The sequence below is a fragment of the Candidatus Nitrosopumilus sp. genome (assembly GCF_965223225.1).
Taxonomy (GTDB): domain Archaea; phylum Thermoproteota; class Nitrososphaeria; order Nitrososphaerales; family Nitrosopumilaceae; genus Nitrosopumilus.
In genome coordinates this window covers 1088441-1106950 of the sequence record NZ_CBDCVU010000004.1, presented here as the reverse complement: position 1 = coordinate 1106950, position 18510 = coordinate 1088441, and the positions used below count along the sequence as shown (strand labels likewise).

The window sequence follows — 18510 nt, the reverse complement described above, 5'->3', positions numbered from 1 at the left end:
TATAGTTTAAACCATTTTTTCCAAATCCTTGCAAACATCTGACTTTTTTTGAGAGAAATACGTTTAGAAACAGTTTCAAAAGATTTATGCAAATTATGGATTAAGATTTTGTTTTTAACACTTTTCCTAATGTGAGTTATTCAATGTAATTTTTTTCTGCTGCTTCAAGTTTTGCTTCAACTTTTCTTATGACCTCATACAAAGTGGGCAAATTGGATTTAACAATTTCAGAAGGAGTAAATACGTCCCCATAACCACTTCCTTTCCTGACAACCAAATTGTGGTTTTCCATAACTTCAAGATTGTACTGGACAGTCTTGTAATCAATTTTTAGTTTTTTTGCTATTTCCAATGTGTTTAATGAAGACTCGATAATCTCACAAATTATTCTCAGTCGAGTGTATCTTCCACCCATTCCAGTAAAAACAGAGGAGAATATCCCATTGACATGCTTGTCTATTTTGATGTTTTCAAGATTTGGAACGTCCTTGAATATTTTTTTCTTGCATAGAGAATCAAATGGCACGGAAAATCAGTCTCAATATTGTATTTAAATCAAATACCAAATTCTGATTTGTACTCATATTACACATCACATTGCAAATATGTAAAATATTTCTTCTGTTCACATGTCTGGATAAACATTTTGAATGATCATGATAAATGAAATAAGAAATCCTGCTGCAGTTGCCAATGAGATCAATGATCCTCCAAGTTTGAATACTTCTGGCATCATTGTTTCAGCAAGCATACCCAAAATTGCTCCTGCTGCAAAAGATAACAGGATAGCTACAATTGCATCATCTACTCCAGATAACAACATAAATCCCAATGCAGATGCAGTAACATTTGATACTGTTACTATTCCCCACAACACCAAAATACGATTAGGGTTCTTTTTGTAAATCTTCATGATGTTTGAACCTGCAAGTGCTTCTGCAAAGTTGGAAATCGCAATTGCAATGACCAGAGAAAATCCGATAGTACCTGAAATCAATATTGTTATTCCGATAGACAGGCCTTCTGGAATATTATCTAACAGTGAACCGAGCGCAAGTGACAGACCTGAACCCTTTGTGGGTTTGTTCTCGTCTTGGTTTTTCGTCTTGATGACGAATTTCTTTATTATGAGCCTGTTCCCAAACCCAAAGATGATGACTCCTATAGCAAATCCGACAGAAACTGGGACTACTCCTCCAAGATGGTATGCCTCTCTCATCAAAGAAAACGTGATTATCGAGATGAGACTGCCGCTTCCTATTGCCATAATAATTGCCACGATTTTTCTGTCTATCTCCAAAAATCTTGTAATTATTGCACCGATCATTAATGGGATGCTGCTTGCAAAGGACCATACTATGGCATTCTCTAGACTCAAAATCCTTGACACTAGATAAGATTCATACAAGAACTTTTTTCTAAATTCAATTCCTTCAAATTATTTTATGATTTTAGATATATAATGTGAAGTCTGTGCTAATCACTCATACAGTCATTTTTGGTTTTTCATCAAAAATGTCATGGGATTCAAAAACACTAGCAACCATTTTTATAATTTGTTCAATACTGGCATTTCGTTCTGCCGATATCAATGCAAGATGATTGTATTTTGGTATAGGCATATTGATCAGAACTATGTTGTCACGATAAGTTACAATGTGGTTGACATTCCCAAGATTCTCGTTAAATTCTCCTTTCATGGATATCTCCAGCCTTGATTGCATATACAGCATTTGCCTTTGGTCATCATTGTCCAACGGTTTTATGTTGTCCTTGAAACCTCCAGCCACAATCTTCCCCATGGAGTTTATTATGCCACAAAATCTTATTTTTGGCTCATAACTTATCTTGTTGCAGATCTCTTCAAGAACTTTAATCTGTTCAAAACCTAAAGAACCCGTACCACTCAAGCCAATCAAATAATGTTACGTAATCATAAAATAAAAAACTGTTCCCAACTTTTTTTGTGTTTATTACTTATTGCATGTAATTAGAATCTTATCAATTGATTAAAAAACACAAATGTTTGTGAGAATACATAATCTAATTTTTCCCAATGATTGATTTGGAAAAAATGTTAAATGAAATTCATCCTCTTTGTCGACATGGCAAACATAGAATCGCCAAACAAAATCAGTTTAGTTTTCAAGACTCCCGCATCAAGTAATATTGCAAACATTGGAGTCCTGGCAATCAGAATTGGAATTGCGTTTGGATTTCTTTGGGCAAGCAGTGGAAAGATGATGGATCCTGCAATGTTTGGACAGACACTTGAGAAGATGGCCGGAATGGACCCTGCATTGGCAGTCAGCATGGCAACGTTGATTGGTTCGCTGGAGTTAATTTCAGGCATACTGATTCTAACAGGCATAATAACAAGACCTGCAGCTGCATTTCAGATTATTGTTCTAATTGCAGCAATGGTGATGTTTGGGTTTGACTTTACAAAGGGTCCTGCGATATGGAAAGATCCTGCATTGCTGGGCGCAGTAATTATGTTGATTCTTTATGGGGCAGGGAAATTTAGCATTGATTACAAGATTGGAAAAATGCTGAATGGACAAACATGAAATTAGGGATTGTTTGCCTCTCATCAGGAAGAGCACAGATTCATTTTACAAGAAATTCATTACCTATGTAATAGATTTTTGTACTTGCTAGATTCTTCCAGGAAGTGTTTTTCTTTGGATTATCAGCTTTTGGCTGCGGGTAGGCCTTGCTTGTTTTGCAACTTTATTGGGAAAATCTTTATGGCGTAAATTATTAAACTAATTTCAGATTTGAATATTGCAATAATTTTAGGCTCTGTTAGACAAGACAGAAATGGTGCCAAGGTAGGTAATTGGATTACAAAAAAGATTGCAGAACGAGGTCACAGAACAATGGTAGTGGACCCTATGCAATTGAATTTGCCTATGCTGGACAGAATGTATAAAGAGATGAAAGAACCCGAACCAAAATACAAAAAACTTCATGAGATGATATATTCGGCAGATGGATATGTGCCAATAACGCCTGAATACAACCATACTGTGTCTGGCGCCCTGAAAAATACACTAGACTACTGTTTGGAAGAGTATTTTTTCAAGCCTTCTGCAATAGTGTCATATTCTGTTGGTTCTTTTGGAGGAATAAATGCAGCGCAGCATCTACGCCAGATTTTTGCAGAGCTTGGGTCACCTTCCATTTCCTCTTCACTTCAGATATCTAATGTAAACGAAGTATTTGATAAAGAGGGTAAGCTGTTGGCCCAAGAATATGACAAAAGAGTTCAAAGATTCCTTGATGAGTTTGATTGGTATCTAGAGGCGTTCAAATCGCAAAGAGACAAGGGTACCCCATACTAGCATGTTGTAAACATGCCATAACTGTTTTTCATTTTACTACAAAGAATTTGTCGGGATAAACAAATTCCATCAATTCCACGTGGGTGCTAAAAATTCATTCTTGACTATATCCCCAGCACAACTCTCATGGGGATAGAGTCAAGATGGTTAAAACAGGACCCACGTGGAAACTTTTTTTGAAAAAAATTCTTCGAAAAGGAGTCAGAAATGTTAACAGATTATTTCATAATGGACACTACAAAAATTTGTTATTAGTTTTGTAGAGTAGAGATAGAGGTGTTCATGAATGATTCTTATTCATTTTATCAGACGCATAGGTTGGAAACAAGGATGGCACCCAAGCATGGATAAATAGCGCCATACTCATGGACATGGCTCTCCACCAATGATCTTTGTAAGTCATGTTGTTCTCTTCAAGGTGTTTTATTGTTCCAATTTTTCTCATCATAATAAAATTGGGTCAAATTAGCATAATAAAACAAAAGATATTTTCCATTAACGGTTTTCAGATGTGGAAATCGTATCAGAAATACCAACTTTTTCAAACCCATAAGTTGAGATAGAAAATAAAAGATTCATGTGAGTAGTCTTGCTTTTAAAGAAAAAGAGGAATTAGGATATGAAAAAACTTGATTAATCAACTGTTAGAAAATGGAGCCATGTGGAAATTATGAAATGAGAATCAAAATTAAAGACCCGACTGCATAATGGGACTCGTAAAGCATGGGCGCAGTCGGGCCAGGCAATTGGTCGATGTACACGGTGGATTATCGCATAATCGCTGAATGTGTGCAATACGTCTACGCATAAATAATATTTAAATATGTACTAGAAAATTTAGTACAAATTATAATTTCTAAACAAATGTTGGCAAAGGACAATAGATCTCAATATGAAGAATGAAAAAAGACCCGGACTGCCAGGATAGACAATGAAGATGAACCAAGGGCAGCTAGGTCCTATGAGTTATGTGTGCCTTATAGACACGACAGACGAATCAATAAGGGCCTAGGATGAAATGAATGATCGATTAGAACTGCAGTCCATCATGTCTGATCATATGATATGTTGTTTTGCAATATAAAGAAAAATTGAAAAATCATTCGGATGCTGTATCTTCTGGAGGGGGAGTGAATGGAATTTCATCATGCAGTTGAAGTGGTTTGTATTTTATATTTACAGTAATATTTTTTTAGAATTTTAGATATAATTTTTTTGTTAATATTCTTATCATTGTTAACAATATTAACATCACTATTTTATAATATTTATTCAAAACACATGTGATGATTAGAAATAACCCTTCAAATACAAACGCATTTGGGAATCCTGTTAAAGAAGAGAAGAAGACACGTAGAGAATTGATCAAACATTATGGAGACAACTGTAATGAAGAAAATCATTCTGAAAAAATATCTGCAAAACGTAATTTGTGTCGAGTACAAGGACATGCACTACAACAGATAGCAACGAAAAGAAGAGGTAGAGATTCCCGTACTTGTATTCGTTGTAAACGATGCGATTATGTAGAAACAATTCAACCATATGGCTACCCATACAATGGATTTCTTCACAAGGAATGTCTGGAAGAATCTTCAACATGACCTTAAGTTAAAAGTCGAAGTATTAATTCTATCTTACGTTGTCTATGATGTTTCAACTCTGTTTTTATGTTTATTTTTCGGGCATTATGCAGGAATAAAACCAAAAAAAAAACAGGTATCAGCACAGACAAGTATGAGTCATTCTAAATCAACAACAAGATTTGGTCATAAGAGCTTTAACAGTAGTATGTATCTTTAGGTAAGGGATTGTATGATTGGTTCCACGCACTATATATTAAGTAAAGATTTCAATGCATCTAAATAACTAACAATACTGTGTGATACTGATTCCTAAACAAAGTTATGATGGGTTGGAAGTAGATCATCATTTAATTCTTTAATTGGTTTTTCAAGTGCTTTTGTAATTGTTTTATTCTTATTTCTTAACCAGCATGGAAAACAGTTTTGTGGGTTTAAAGTATCCATTTTATTTTTAGAATATTTGTCATAAATAATTTCTTCTAGTGTTTGGTCTTGAATGTTACCAATTGAAAATTTTTCATTATATTTCATAATGCAACAAGGGTATACATTGGCATCAGCTCCTATTGCCCAGATAAATCGTTGCATATGGCATTTGGAAAAATCATCATTAGGTTGCGAATAAAAATCAATACGATTGTCATCATATAAAATCCCAAAAGAATCATCATCATGTTTTTTCTTACATTTGATAAGTAGATCTTTTATGGATTGGATTTCTTCAGCAGTAAGACCTGCTGTTCCAGTCTTATCATACATCCATGTAAAACGTAAATGATCCACTCCAAGATCCCTGTAAAACATACAGGATTTCTCGATATCAAGTACATTTTGAGGAGTTATCACAAAAGATACTCCAATAATCAAACCATTACGGTTGTATTTTATTATTTGTTCAATTGACTTTATTCGTCTTTTAAAATCATTGTTTGATGTTCTATGCATTTTTTTATGTAGTGCTTCATTTGATGAATCCATTGAAAATCGCACCCAAGTGCAATACTGAGCAATTAGTTTAGCTCTTTTATCTGAAATGTTAGAACCGTTAGTAACAAGTCCGATCTCAATATCATTTTTTACCAAATTTTCAAGCAAAATATCAAATGCAGGCCACAGGGTAGGTTCTCCACCACCAGTTAATTCGATTGCGTGGATTTTTGCGTCTTTTAACATCTCTGGAAGCCTATAAGCCATGTCCAAACTCAAACGTGATTTTTCACTTGACCTTCCAATTGGTTTGAAATCATCCAAAAAGTTCTTTTTTCTTTCACTGACATTTAATAATTTTAGCATAGAGTTGTTGTAGCCATTTTCTTTTCTGGTTGTACAAAAACCACAATTATCATTGCAGAATGCTTCTAAATCTACCAAAACGGACGTAGGTGAAATCGGTTGCATATTTTGCAATCTCTTCAATTTGTCCACATGAACCAAAACCTTATCGTTGCTGTAAATTGAATTTCGCAGTGGCGTATTTCTTTTTGCCAGGTTTGAAAAAATGTCATTTTTGTGATTTATTTTGTATTTTTGTAAAACAGGATTACTACTAGTTTCTTTTGTATTCATATTTTCATATGTGGTTGATTTCATAAATTTATTTTAAGGCACAAATATTTAATCTTGTAGTTAGATTTGTTAACATAGTTAACAGTTAAAATAGAATTTAGCAAATGTAAATACAGAGAAACACAGATCTAATGTCTAAAATTTTTGAACAAGGAGATGCACAGATAACAATTAACTTTATAGATAGAACATTATCTAAATAAGAGATCCGTAACCTAATTTCATTTGAAAATTGATTTTAGAACATCTTGCGAATTATTATAACTGCTTGAATTTTTATTATCAAATTTAGGATCATATGCAGAATCAGTATTCATTTTATTTACATAGTAAAAACAAGATTCGAAAGGAACAGTAGGTCCACCAGAATAATTTAGTGTGGATTCAATTTCTCTAAAATTTGTAAATATGTTTGACCAAGTACCTCTTGTGGGCTCTAAATTCCAACTAAGCCAATGCTGTTGTCTCACTTTTAAAATCACTATAGAAAAACTGGAAAAAGTCTTGTGAAAGACGATCTTGTATTTTTAAATATGCCAACCTATCTAACAAATCAAGTAATTGAGTAGATGCAATTCAGTAGTCATTAAATTTTTGATTAGATAACTTGAATTGGATATCAATATCTGAGATTTCGAAATCATAATTTTCCAACTGAGTAACAAAATCTTGATTTGGGATTTGATTTTGAGTATCAATGTGTTGATAAATGGCAAAAGTTAAAGCAAATAAAGAAACAACTATTGCAATAGTCTGAACAAATACGTTTTATTTGTCATGTAAATCAAGATTTTATCATGTTTATTTTTTTTCAAAATTTAACTCCGATATCATTTCTCATTTCACCAAATTAGAATGATGAAATTCCATTTACTCTGTCTGGCTAGTATACGATGTCTTGCAATATAAAGGAAAATTAGAAATTCATTCGGATGCTGTCTCTCCTGGAGGGGTAAAAGGAATCTCATCCGGGTGTCCCTTACCGCGAATTACAAAGCATGTCACCGCAAGTGCGATTGCCATGCCAATGGCCACTTCAAATGCTGTGATGCTGGCCTCTGCCATGTTTCTTGGCCTTTGTATGAAATATTTAGATTTTTTGTGTTTTTTGGCTGGTCTTAATCTCCTAGTAGAACGTATAATTGCAGTGCCCACGTGTAAGTATAAAGAAAATACGTTAGAAAAAAATCTGTTTTACACGGTTAGAATCAATTAACAGGTGGCATTCCCTGACCATGAACTACCTTATGAGCATCCAGTTTTTCCATATCTGAAAAAACCTTACTGCAAAACTCACATGAGAAAAACCCCATCTTATCAATAGGCATTGGTTTTGAGATGACAAAAACATCCACGTCTGACTCTAGGATTGTATAGTTGTCTCTTTTTGTGTCTTTGAGAAATGCCTCTAGTATGGTTTTGGTATTTTTGTTCTGCATTGTGATTATGCTGTTGTCACTGAGCTTTGCAACATAATTCTGTCTAGTGAGATAAACCACAAGTTCTGATGCCAAGTCATCATCATGTGCACAATCAACCAGAGTCATGCAAAAAATAACTGAAATGAAAATTTAACTTTTATTTTTTTATTTTTTTGAAGAAGTTTCATAAACATTGGACAAATCACGTCTCTCTTGGCTGCTCATAGTCTTTTTTCACAATCAACTCGTCAAATCCTTCTTCCATCAGAGGAGTTTCAAGCTGGTTGAGTTGCCTGTAAATCACAGATAACGGGAAATTGCACTGCTTCTTGTCTGGATCTCTCTGTCCCCTGTACTTTGCAGTTTCTGATTTTTCTGATGTTTCGAGAGTTTCCCCTCATTGTTTGATTGTGATTAGACGTGACTGTTGGATCTGTTTATAATTTTACATAGTAGTAAGTCCAGTTATGAGTGTCTGGATTTGGATACATAATATCCTACGAAGAATGCTACGAATGCACCCCTTGCACTGACTATCAATATTTCATACATTGAGGGATTGTTTGTAATTCAGAAATAGAGAAGTCAATTGATGACAAGATAACAAATTAAAATCTTAAATTCAAGATTGACGTAATCATAATATGTTCATAGGATACTCTGTTAGCAGTGCAGTGGGATTTGGTGCAAGTCTGGCAGCAAGTGCTTTCTATGACTTTTTAAAAAAAGATGAGAAAAACCCAAAGTGAGCTCATCTTTTTAATCTTAATTGCATAACCCTATCAATATGACCAAGTCCAAAAGTATCCATGACATTTCAGGAATAGACATCAAAATAAGAGGACTTGATGAGATATTTGATTCCTATACATCAGAAAAGCAGTTGAGGAAAAAACTAATTTCCAGAAATCCTGGTCTTTCAAATAAGGGTGCATACAACATCATAAAGAAACTTGAGGATTCAGGGCTATTGGAAAAGATTGTTTTCAGAGAATACCACATGAATGCCAAAAAGACCAAGGCCATAATCACTATCCATTATTGCCTGAATAGACAATTTACAAAATTTTTCAAGGGAGTCATGATAAGCATCCAGGAAAAACAGGATGCAATAAACAAAATGAAATCCAAAGGAGCAATAGAAATTCTAAAAGCATTAGAGAAAGAAAAATGCATGACAGTAAAAAAACTATCAGAAACCACAAAGAAGAGCAGGAACAACTTGGGAAATATGATCTACAGGTTACGTACGGAAGGTATTTTGGAATGCAAGCACTTTGATAAAAATAACCGATGTACATCATACCAATTAACTAAGCACGGACGCAAAGCATTAGAGAATGTATCTAGGATGAAACACGACAAAAAATAATATTCAGACATGTCCGCACCAATTTGTAACGAATCATTTGCAGTTCCGGTATCCCAAGAAACTGCATTTTCGGTAGTGACTGATCCTGAATTTGTTGAAGAATATATCGAAACCTATGTCAAACAAAATAATCCTAGTTTTCTTACCGGATCTGGCAATGATAAGTCGCAGATAGCTTACAAAGTACTGGAGAAAGAAGAATACTCATTTACCAAGGGCAAAATCACAGACGAACAAGGTAAAGACATTCTTGAGTTTGACTGGCATTTGGAATCCACCACGTTGGAAAATAAAAAAAAATGGACAAAAATTACCGTAGATGTGTATTCTTTGACAGGCGATATTCCTCCAAAGCATGTTGAGAAATTCATCAAAGGGCTTGTTGCAGCAATAATTTCGTTTACAGTAGGCGAATCATATGCAAACCCGGATGATGGATTTGATAAAACCTCAATTTCCAATTTACACAAAAACAGCCAAAAAGCAACACGAAATGCAAATAACCAGCAATCAACGAGTTCTGCAAAACAATCCAGACTTTTTGAGCGTACAGTTATTGCGTCTATCATGCTAGTCGGTCTAATGTCGATGGCCTTTGCAAATCCTGTACATGCACCGGAATTGGACGTTATGGAAGATTCACCACTAACGGAATTGGGCATACTAGACAGCAAGACTGCCCATTCTCAACCCATTATCAATGAATATTCAGAAGCGCATTTTGAGGATGGTTCTAAGATCATATCTGCTGTTGGCCCTAACAATGTTTCTGAATATGGCCATAATGAAAAGAATGACATGGATCCCGATGAGAAAGCAGGAGGACTTGATCCTTTGGTCTTTGGCGGATGGAACTACGTAGAAAATCCCACAATGAAATGTGAGACCCAACACAAGTTTGACTATGACAATGACGGCTTTGTAGAGAATTTCTGCTATGAGATTGTCGGTTCTATCTTTGTAATTGACTTTAATGGAAATGGCAACATTGACAACGGCGCAGAGATGCTCAACTTTTACAGAACATCTCTTGATGGCTACAATCCTGTCACATTCATACAGGAGAATCCAAATGTATGTAATGAGTACAGCTGCTATCTTTGGCATGACTCTGTAAAGAACTGGAGTGTTGATGAGTACGAACTGGTGCCATTCTCTTTTGACGTGGATTATGTAAGGCATTATCCTGATGGGAAAAAACTTGTGGATAATGGAAAATATGCTTACTGCAGCGGAGAATCACTCAACGGTGAAAAGTTCTATTGCCTGCAACCAACATACTGGCAGAAAGGAATTTTGGAATGAAATTGAATTCATTCTTGACTTCAAAATCCATTTTAATTTATTCAGGAAATGATTATTGTAATTTAGTTAATTTCAATGACTTTTCCTGTTGTAAGAATGCTGCAGGAACGGATCATCACGCCTTTTACTGTTCTGCAGTCTGTTGTACATTCTTCAATATGAAAATTATTTTCTTTGAAATTTTTATGGTTTTGGGTAACCTGACTCAAAATTCCATATCTGATTAATTGCTTTAGTCCCTCTCGTCCGCCATATGCCTTTTTCTCAGTCACAAACCATGACATGTCTGCACCGTCATAGCCATCCGGAAATATCGCCTGTTTGAATGATTTTCCTTGAATCGTATAATGTCCCAACATAGTTATTCTTCCATGCAGCAGTTTGTTGACGACTTTAGCATATGATGTACATGAAGTGCATAGATTATCATAAATTAAAATCGGATATTCCACAATTACATATGGTGATAATTGTATAATAACTTGTCAGTAGTCTTTATTTCGATTATGACACATTGAGATTGATTTGTTGATGTGCTTTTTGCTGATGTATTTTATTGCTGATTTTGTAATGCTTTCTGCAATATTTTCTATACCTTTGCCTAGAATATTTCTTGGAAATCTAGGCAATACACAATGTCGGTATATTGACAAAACCAGTGCCAAGACAATCTGATTCTTGTCCTTGGGAGTTAGATTTTGTACGTTGCATTTTGTCATCGCATCTGCACGTATTTTGTCTTCAATGTCAGCTAACTGATTTACAATAAAGTCATAAAGCAACCAAAGGCCAAGTTTTGAGGACGATATTTGTTCGTGCGATATTGGATTCTTTTTATGAAATCTTGTAATTTTCTCAAGCAGCAAACAGTTTTGTGAGTTTCCTTGCAGTTCACTTGCCATTCCCCTGATGAATAATGCAGACACTTGAGCAACATCATACGGCTTCTCAAAACTGTTGTTTTTTAACAGTTCTAGTATCTTTTTCTGTATGTCCTCCAGTATGTCCAAATAAACCCAAAGATGCGTTTGAGAGTAATTCTCAACAATAAACGGATCTCTTTTTAGCATAGTTACGGTATCAAGTATGTCGCGTGTATCAGCTACATTACACATGACAGAATCAACCATTGTCATGTCTGATTTGTCAATCAAACTGACAAGATAACGTCCTGGCTCTACATATGAGTTTGATTTTGATTGCAAATCCCACGTAAACAAACTGTCTGACTTGTCAGATGTGATTTGGTTGCAAAGAATCTCATTTGACTTTATATCTGAAATACAAATTTCGAAATCTTTTGGATATTCTGATTTTGTGTGTATGATCACAGATATTGGCATTACAAATGATGAAAAAATCAAACCGTCATTTTGAATATTCAATTGACCAAGTTTTCCTTGTGATTGAGGGTTTTCAAGATGCATTTCTTCGTACTACTCCAATTCAATTGAAAAGACGAAAAGATTACCTTTTTTCTTGCTGACTAGCCTTGCAACACTTTCCAAAAATCCATATTTCTTCTTCCGTAACTCTATTGCGTCGTTTGATTTTTCAGCGGTCACAAACTTTGCAGTACCTGAAACCCAGTGTCCGGTTATTTTACCGTTAAATGTGCACAATGCAATTCTGACTGATTTGTTGTTTCGTAGACGCTTTACTTTTCCGGTATCTTCCCTTGTCACCACATGGATTGTTTCATCCAACATGACAAACCAGACTGGAGTTTGTACTGCAGTGCTGTCCTTTTTGTATGTCTCAAGCAGAATGTATTTTTTATCTTTGAAATATTGGGTTTTGTCCATGCATACACATCTCTTTTTGATTAATTTAGAGGTAGACATTACACATTACACGCATGATGGAACTGAACCCAAATACCTAAGCTTGTATTGGTTTCCACCAGCCCTATAAGCACTATCAAATACTAGTTTGGCATCTTCCCATTCATCATCAAGACAATTAACATTAATCTTTGCACTTACTTGCTCGTATTGATTAGAGTCTGTCTCCAAATCTACTCTAGAATACATGTTTTCCTTGGTTGAAGGAGTGTAACTTGAAATGCCATCCTTGATAAAATCTTCAAACGACTCTTCAGACTCAAATAGTTTGGAATCATTTTTGCATTTTAGGGAATCAACTGTAGCTGAAAACATATCCTTGCCATCTGAATACTTTGCATTGATCTGTACATTCTCTAAGACTCGTTCAACTGACGCATCAATCTTTTCTATGTTGCCAGAGAAAAGTTTGGGTCCAAGACGGCTAATGATTGAAAGATCTGTGTTTCGACCAAGAACGTATACTGACGGTTCCGGTTTTTTGCCAGATTCGTCAATTACAGCACACCTATAAGCGCATGATGTGGTGTCCAGTCCTAGTGATGAGGGCAAGGGCCACATTGTAAGTCCCTTTAGCTTCAAAAGACAGAATGACACAACCCCGTAACCGTTGATGGTTCTTGGCTTTAGCCAGTCTACATTTGGAAGGTGTTTCTCAAGTGCGACAGGATCTGCCCTGAAATTAAACAGATACCTGTCAACCAGATTCCCGTATACTGAAATATTTTTCATAAATAACAAAAGATTTTCTTTTGATATATCGTCTAGTTGCAGCTAATGTAAACTAGTTTACAAAAGATGCAACCTGATGTTGATTGTTCATGTGTTTTTTTGATTAAAAAGAAATATTCAGGATTCACGGAATTTTGAAACATCGCAGCTTCCAGATCTTTCCCATAAATATTGATGATAATCAAGGCACCACTCATGAAAAACAGGTTCATTGCTTAGAAAACCTATGTTCAAATCAACATTTCCCTTGGTGTCAGGAAAAATCACCAGTGCGGTCTTGTCATTTAGAACCACATAAACCTGTACTCTATCTACCATTTTCCTTTCATAGGTGCCGTTGGAGATTAGTTCTTGTACTGCTTTTCCGGTAAACTCATCCTTGAATCCTTTTGGGATTATGGTGTTTTTTGCATAAATGATTGATACCTGCTTTCCTGTCTTTTTTGCAGAATTCAATCCTTTTCTGAATGCATCAGGTGGCACATGAGCTGAAATCACTTTAAGATACTTGCCGTCTTTTGCAATCTGAATCATCTTATCGTTTAACACAAATGCACCTTCTATTACATCGCACTCATTAAGATCAGAGAGACGCTTTACAAATTTTGATGGGAGGTCTCCTAATGTGTGTGATACAAAATAATTCTTGTGTTTTGTTAGAAATTCTAGCGAGTCAAGATGTTCAAGCAATATGTGCCCAAACGATGTGATAGAGTACAATCCGTTTAGAGTTTTGGATATCAGATTGGTCTTTGCCAATCTTTCAAACTGTCTATGTGACTCAGGGAGGGTCATGCCAAGATCCTTTGCTATCTGTGATTGCTTCTGGTCTCTTTCATCTAGTTTTTTCAATATGCTGTAGCGCAACTCACTTGCAATCTCCATGAACAAATCAGCAATTTCTGATTCTTTTTTCATATTTTTCTTGGAAACTGTCTTGGATGTATAAAGATTCTAGCCTTCATTTTCTGTTCCTAACAAATAGGGAATTTCAAATCATAATATTCATCATGATATACAAATCCAGGCAGGATTTTGGGAAGACCAGATGATTTCTATCAATTAGGCGTCGGCTATCATTTCAAAGTACTCTTTAGACAAAGCTTAATACATTTACTACCTTCATACTTTCATGCCAGAATACATGATCGGAGACGATCTTGTGGTTGTCACAAACAAGCCAAACAGAAACAAGGGGACAAAAATTATTACAACTCTGGCATGGGGTGACGAGATAACAGTTGACGGCATGCAGGGAAAATATCACAGAATAACTTTTGATTATTATAAAGATGAGCCTGATGGAAGCTATACCAAACAAGAAAGGCAAGGATTCATCAAAGAAGAAACTAAACTGCTTGATGTTAATTCTAATGATGTATTCCGCATGTCCTTTGTTGATGTTCAACAGGGTGACGCTATTCTCATAGAGACGCCAAAAGACAAAAAAATTATCATTGACGGAGGGGACAACCAACTGTTTGCACGATATCTGGCCCAGAGATTCATTGGCTCTTCAGAAACAGAACCGCAAGAAATTGATGCGCTAGTTGTGACACATGGTGATGCTGACCATTTTGAAGGTTTAACTAGAATTCACAAATCAGAAAGTAACAATATTTTAAGAAAACGACTGTATTTGTATCCAAAAAGAATTTTTCATAACGGCATTGTAAAAGGCCCTTCCAAAAAAAATAACAAAAACGTTCCTCAGAAAAAACTACTTGGAAAAACAAAAACAAAAAATGGAAACCTGTATCTAGTTGACATTTATGATGATCCTACAGAGGCCCCCTCAACAGGGATGAATTCAAAGTTCAAAGAATGGAAAACTGCCATCAGAAGATGGCAAGAACACGGCCCAATTCAAATTACACGGTTAGAATATGGTGATGATGATCAGTTTTCCTTTCTAAGTGATGAAGAGATTGATGTCCAGGTCCTTGGACCTCTTGTCGAATCTGTGGATGGCTCTCCTGCCCTTCCGTTTCTTACAAAGCCCAAAAAAACCATTCCTAGAACAATGGAGGAGGAACTAGAGAACAAAAATCATGGTAAAAGCTACTCCGCATCTCATACAATAAATGGCCATTCTATTGTTTTGAAGATAAAATATCGAAATGTAAATTTTCTACTAACGGGGGATCTAAATGAAAAATCAGAACATGCACTTGTCAAACTCGCCAAGCAAAATCAAACCGATTTAAAATCTGAGATATTCAAGGTTCCTCATCATGGTTCTCATGATTTTTCTAGTCATTTTCTTGAACAAGTATCACCTGTAGTATCAGTCGTATCATCGGGAGACGAGAATGCCAAAAAAGAATACATTCATCCCCGCTCTACACTTGTTGGGGCCTTGGGAAAATATTCGAGAATTGACCAACCATTAATCTTCATTACGGAATTGGTTGCATTTTTTCAGACCTTGGGATGGTCGGATCCTAAAATCTATCACACAAAAAAATTAGAAAACGTAAAAAAGACGCTAAAATCACCTTATTTCTCGTTTAAAAGAACAGCTTTTGGTACAGTAAATATCAGAACAAATGGAGAAAAAGTTCTAGTCTTTACAGACAGCGGAAGAGAGGATATGAAGGAAGCATATCGTTTTATCGTGAAGGAAGGGAAAATTAAATTTGAAAAGGTCAAGAAGGTTTGAAATTTTTTATGAAATCCTGCGTGTCTTTTAGATATTAATTCGGTAGAATGAACTAACAATTTGGTTTACAGATTATCATTTCTTCAGATCATATTATCAATTCGGTATCAATTAGGCTTGGGAGATTATCTTTTTGATATCAATTCGAAAGAAGAATTCATCAGTTAGGTGAAATTTTCTGAAACTTTCCGATAGTTTGAGCTGCAATCCATATCAATTCAGAAAAGTGATTTATCAATTCGATCATAAAATTATCATTTCGGAGAATCAATTTATCAATTCGGCGTAATTTTCTATCAATTCGAGAGATTCTTTAATTTATCCGAACTGATACTATTATTCCGGTAAGAAAAAACTATTTTTTCCAATTGATATTGGAGTTTGCCGAATTGATGTCCCGATTACTTTTGAATCTATCGAAAAGAAACAGGAAAAACTATCAATATTTGTTGGACATTATTTGACAAAGTTTGACATTTTTGGATATTTCTCAATTTTGTCTAAATTTATCCAAAAAATAATTGGACATTTATCGATAATTCATTTGACATTATTTGACAAAAAGTTTGACATTTTTGGACATTTTCAGAAAGAATAATTGTTTCCAGTAGAAAGAAAAAAGAAAGAATAATTGTTTCCAGTAGAAAGAATAATTGGAAAAAAAGAAACTATTTTATTTTCTAATATGACATTTGAGTCATCTTATGTCTGATGTCATTACATGTTCCAACTGCGGCCTCAAATACGATCCTGACCAGCCTGACTGCACGCATTGCCACTTTAACATAGTTGAGCGTAATGAAACTAATAACATGTCCAAAGACAAAATCAAAGAAGAGTTTGATCTTTGAGGAACCACAAAATTCTTACTTATATCCAATTCAAACATGATAAACAAATGCAAAACCAGAAAAAGATCTAAATATCATTTGCAAAGATCAGTAAAACATGGCAGAAGCCAGCATCACAGCATTTGGAGTGGCCATTGGCATGGCAATCGCACTTGCAGCAACATGCTTTGTCATTCATGGGAAAGGACACCAGGATGAAATTCCGTTTACCCCTCCAGGAGAGACAACATCTGAATAAATTCCAAATTTTACCTTATATTGCATGACAACGTATCATATGATCAGACATGATGGGCTACAGTTCTAATCAATCATTTATTTCATCCAAGTAGGCCCTCGATTGATTCGTCTGTCGTGTCTATAAAGCACACATAACTCATAGGACCTGGCTGCCTTGGTTCATCTCCATTGTCTGTCCTGGCAGTCCGGGTCTTTCTTTATTGTTCATATTGAGATCTATTGTCCTTTGTCAATATTTATTTAGAAATTATAGTTTGTACTAAATTTCCTAGTACACATTTAAATATTATTTGTGCGTAGACATATTGCACACATTCAGCGATTATGCGATAATCCAGTGTACATCGACCAATTGCCTGGTCCGACTGCGCCCATGCTTTAGGAGTCCCATTATGCAGTCGGATCTTTAATTTTGATTTTCTTTTCATTCCTATCGCAACGCATGTGATGTAACCCATCAGAATAGATGCTCCAAAGACAAACAGGTAACCAAATATTTTTTCTCGTGTTTTGATTTTTTTTCATCATTATCAATTCAATGAAGGCCTAAACTATTCCAGTTGTTGCTTTATCATCTTGACTAATTTCCCAGACATTGAGAATATCTGTTCCTTGATGGATTGATTTCATCGTTTAACGTGTCAATTTGGTTCTTGAGCTATGTGTTTTCCATTTTCAAATATTGTATTTCTGCTTTTAATTTCTTGTTTTTTTGCGGTGATCAACACAATTCACCGGATGAAAAGGATGAACAAATCATTCGTCGTGCTTTTATCCAAACTTTGCAAATGACACACATGAGCAATCAAGATAATCAAGGCAATCCAAACTGGGAAGAGATTCGTGGACTGTCCTGGATTTTCTATGAGGACTGACTCTTCTATTTGTGACAATCCTCAGAAGAATTTATGAATATCTAAACGCTATCTTGGATAGCTGAAAATTTTCTATATGGGGTATTTTGATAATCCCTTGTGATGGGTTCACAGGATTTAGGGCAGAGACACGTGGAAGCATGTTGTAGCAGAAAAAGGGAAAACTAGACAACAAGCTGAGAGGCATAACACAAAAGAATTCCAATTAATTATCACATGATTGTTTATTGCAGAATCGATTTTTTTACATATGTAGATTAATGAAAAATACAATCGCAAAAAGATAGAAAAAGAAGAATGAATTCCTCTACTTTCTTAATTTCATTGCCATTTTAGCTGCTATGCCCCAAGAGAACAAGGTAAACCCTATTGGAAATACTCCGCTTGTGAGCACCTGTGGGACTTGTTCCAAAGATAAACTTTCAGAGGAATACATTGCAGCAACTACCGGCAAGGCAGCCAGGCCGATTACTCCGAGTTTCGTCTTTGTTGTCTCGGAGACTTTTTCTTGTATTTTGTATGTACTCATGTTTTATCACTCTCTGTAATGAAGAAGAAATACTTAGGTTGGATCTGACTTTTAGGATGTGTTTTGTTCAGTAGATGACTAACCCCATTCACGATAAGTTCAGTTTCTGAACTGGTGTGTCGTATTTACTTGGAATTACATGTATAATATTTGTAAAACAACGATTCTGCAAATTAGTTT

General features: G+C 35.2%; 22 protein-coding genes. 8 read left to right on the top strand and 14 right to left on the bottom strand.

Features of this window, described 5'->3' with window-relative positions:
* Window positions 1-136: 136 nt before the first annotated feature.
* From ACOQN3_RS07150 to ACOQN3_RS07140, 3 genes are all read right to left on the bottom strand, one after another.
* Window positions 137-526, bottom strand: a complete 390-nt coding sequence (locus ACOQN3_RS07150; RefSeq protein ID WP_420545790.1) for an ArsR/SmtB family transcription factor — start codon at window positions 524-526, stop codon at window positions 137-139.
* A gap of 99 nt (window positions 527-625) precedes the next feature.
* Complete coding sequence (locus tag ACOQN3_RS07145; RefSeq protein WP_420545789.1) at window positions 626-1378, bottom strand: ZIP family metal transporter; 753 nt, start codon at window positions 1376-1378, stop codon at window positions 626-628.
* A gap of 106 nt (window positions 1379-1484) precedes the next feature.
* Window positions 1485-1910, bottom strand: a complete 426-nt coding sequence (locus ACOQN3_RS07140; protein ID WP_420545788.1) for a DUF6659 family protein — start codon at window positions 1908-1910, stop codon at window positions 1485-1487.
* Between the two features lie 195 nt (window positions 1911-2105).
* Here ACOQN3_RS07140 and ACOQN3_RS07135 point away from each other — a divergent pair, with 195 nt between their 5' ends.
* Together ACOQN3_RS07135 and ACOQN3_RS07130 are read left to right on the top strand one after the other, a co-directional pair.
* Entirely contained in the window at window positions 2106-2570 is a 465-nt protein-coding gene (locus ACOQN3_RS07135) for a DoxX family protein (protein ID WP_420545787.1), read from the top strand.
* A gap of 210 nt (window positions 2571-2780) precedes the next feature.
* Window positions 2781-3347, top strand: coding sequence for an NADPH-dependent FMN reductase (locus ACOQN3_RS07130; protein WP_420545786.1), 567 nt, complete (start codon window positions 2781-2783; stop codon window positions 3345-3347).
* Window positions 3348-3627: 280 nt separating this feature from the next.
* Here the strand turns inward: ACOQN3_RS07130 and ACOQN3_RS07125 are convergent, their stop codons facing one another.
* On the bottom strand, window positions 3628-3795 hold the full coding sequence (locus ACOQN3_RS07125; RefSeq protein WP_420545785.1) for a hypothetical protein: 168 nt from the start codon (window positions 3793-3795) through the stop codon (window positions 3628-3630).
* 835 nt (window positions 3796-4630) lie between these two features.
* On the opposite strand from ACOQN3_RS07125, the gene ACOQN3_RS07120 reads away from it, so the two are divergent.
* Complete coding sequence (locus ACOQN3_RS07120) at window positions 4631-4951, top strand: hypothetical protein (protein ID WP_420545784.1); 321 nt, start codon at window positions 4631-4633, stop codon at window positions 4949-4951.
* A 291-nt stretch (window positions 4952-5242) separates the two neighbouring features.
* Here ACOQN3_RS07120 and ACOQN3_RS07115 read toward each other — a convergent pair whose 3' ends face one another.
* The 4 genes from ACOQN3_RS07115 to ACOQN3_RS07100 all read right to left on the bottom strand — a co-directional run bounded on the left by ACOQN3_RS07115 (window position 5243) and on the right by ACOQN3_RS07100 (window position 8046).
* Window positions 5243-6523: a radical SAM protein gene (locus ACOQN3_RS07115; RefSeq protein ID WP_420545783.1), complete on the bottom strand. Its 1281-nt coding sequence runs from the start codon at window positions 6521-6523 to the stop codon at window positions 5243-5245.
* A gap of 197 nt (window positions 6524-6720) precedes the next feature.
* Window positions 6721-6969 carry a hypothetical protein gene (locus tag ACOQN3_RS07110; protein WP_420545782.1) on the bottom strand — a complete coding sequence of 83 codons (249 nt, stop codon included), beginning with the start codon at window positions 6967-6969 and terminating at the stop codon, window positions 6721-6723.
* Window positions 6970-7423: 454 nt separating this feature from the next.
* The gene (locus tag ACOQN3_RS07105) at window positions 7424-7564 is read right to left on the bottom strand and encodes a hypothetical protein (protein ID WP_420545781.1); all 141 of its coding nucleotides are present in this window, start codon (window positions 7562-7564) and stop codon (window positions 7424-7426) included.
* A gap of 143 nt (window positions 7565-7707) precedes the next feature.
* Complete coding sequence (locus ACOQN3_RS07100) at window positions 7708-8046, bottom strand: hypothetical protein (protein WP_420545780.1); 339 nt, start codon at window positions 8044-8046, stop codon at window positions 7708-7710.
* 661 nt (window positions 8047-8707) lie between these two features.
* On the opposite strand from ACOQN3_RS07100, the gene ACOQN3_RS07095 reads away from it, so the two are divergent.
* Complete coding sequence (locus ACOQN3_RS07095) at window positions 8708-9292, top strand: transcriptional regulator (protein WP_420545779.1); 585 nt, start codon at window positions 8708-8710, stop codon at window positions 9290-9292.
* 9 nt (window positions 9293-9301) lie between these two features.
* A complete protein-coding gene (locus ACOQN3_RS07090; RefSeq protein WP_420545778.1) occupies window positions 9302-10597 on the top strand; it encodes a hypothetical protein in 1296 nt (431 codons plus the stop codon).
* 62 nt (window positions 10598-10659) lie between these two features.
* Here the strand turns inward: ACOQN3_RS07090 and ACOQN3_RS07085 are convergent, their stop codons facing one another.
* The 5 genes from ACOQN3_RS07085 to ACOQN3_RS07065 all read right to left on the bottom strand — a co-directional run bounded on the left by ACOQN3_RS07085 (window position 10660) and on the right by ACOQN3_RS07065 (window position 14091).
* On the bottom strand, window positions 10660-11049 hold the full coding sequence (locus ACOQN3_RS07085; protein ID WP_420545777.1) for a hypothetical protein: 390 nt from the start codon (window positions 11047-11049) through the stop codon (window positions 10660-10662).
* Between the two features lie 33 nt (window positions 11050-11082).
* Window positions 11083-12024, bottom strand: coding sequence for a hypothetical protein (locus tag ACOQN3_RS07080; protein ID WP_420545776.1), 942 nt, complete (start codon window positions 12022-12024; stop codon window positions 11083-11085).
* 9 nt (window positions 12025-12033) lie between these two features.
* Window positions 12034-12402 (bottom strand): PPOX class F420-dependent oxidoreductase, encoded by a 369-nt coding sequence (locus ACOQN3_RS07075; RefSeq protein ID WP_420545775.1) that lies wholly within the window; start codon window positions 12400-12402, stop codon window positions 12034-12036.
* A 45-nt stretch (window positions 12403-12447) separates the two neighbouring features.
* Window positions 12448-13173 carry a hypothetical protein gene (locus ACOQN3_RS07070; RefSeq protein WP_420545774.1) on the bottom strand — a complete coding sequence of 242 codons (726 nt, stop codon included), beginning with the start codon at window positions 13171-13173 and terminating at the stop codon, window positions 12448-12450.
* A gap of 117 nt (window positions 13174-13290) precedes the next feature.
* Complete coding sequence (locus tag ACOQN3_RS07065) at window positions 13291-14091, bottom strand: helix-turn-helix transcriptional regulator (protein WP_420545773.1); 801 nt, start codon at window positions 14089-14091, stop codon at window positions 13291-13293.
* A gap of 214 nt (window positions 14092-14305) precedes the next feature.
* Here ACOQN3_RS07065 and ACOQN3_RS07060 point away from each other — a divergent pair, with 214 nt between their 5' ends.
* The 3 genes from ACOQN3_RS07060 (at window position 14306) to ACOQN3_RS07050 (ending at window position 16924) form a co-directional block, all read left to right on the top strand.
* A complete protein-coding gene (locus ACOQN3_RS07060; protein WP_420545772.1) occupies window positions 14306-15835 on the top strand; it encodes a ComEC/Rec2 family competence protein in 1530 nt (509 codons plus the stop codon).
* Between the two features lie 704 nt (window positions 15836-16539).
* On the top strand, window positions 16540-16686 hold the full coding sequence (locus tag ACOQN3_RS07055) for a hypothetical protein (RefSeq protein ID WP_420545771.1): 147 nt from the start codon (window positions 16540-16542) through the stop codon (window positions 16684-16686).
* A 97-nt stretch (window positions 16687-16783) separates the two neighbouring features.
* Window positions 16784-16924 carry a hypothetical protein gene (locus ACOQN3_RS07050; protein WP_420545770.1) on the top strand — a complete coding sequence of 47 codons (141 nt, stop codon included), beginning with the start codon at window positions 16784-16786 and terminating at the stop codon, window positions 16922-16924.
* A 1184-nt stretch (window positions 16925-18108) separates the two neighbouring features.
* On the opposite strand, the gene ACOQN3_RS07045 is transcribed toward ACOQN3_RS07050, so the two are convergent.
* Entirely contained in the window at window positions 18109-18330 is a 222-nt protein-coding gene (locus ACOQN3_RS07045; RefSeq protein WP_420545284.1) for a hypothetical protein, read from the bottom strand.
* Between the last annotated feature and the right edge of the window lie 180 nt (window positions 18331-18510).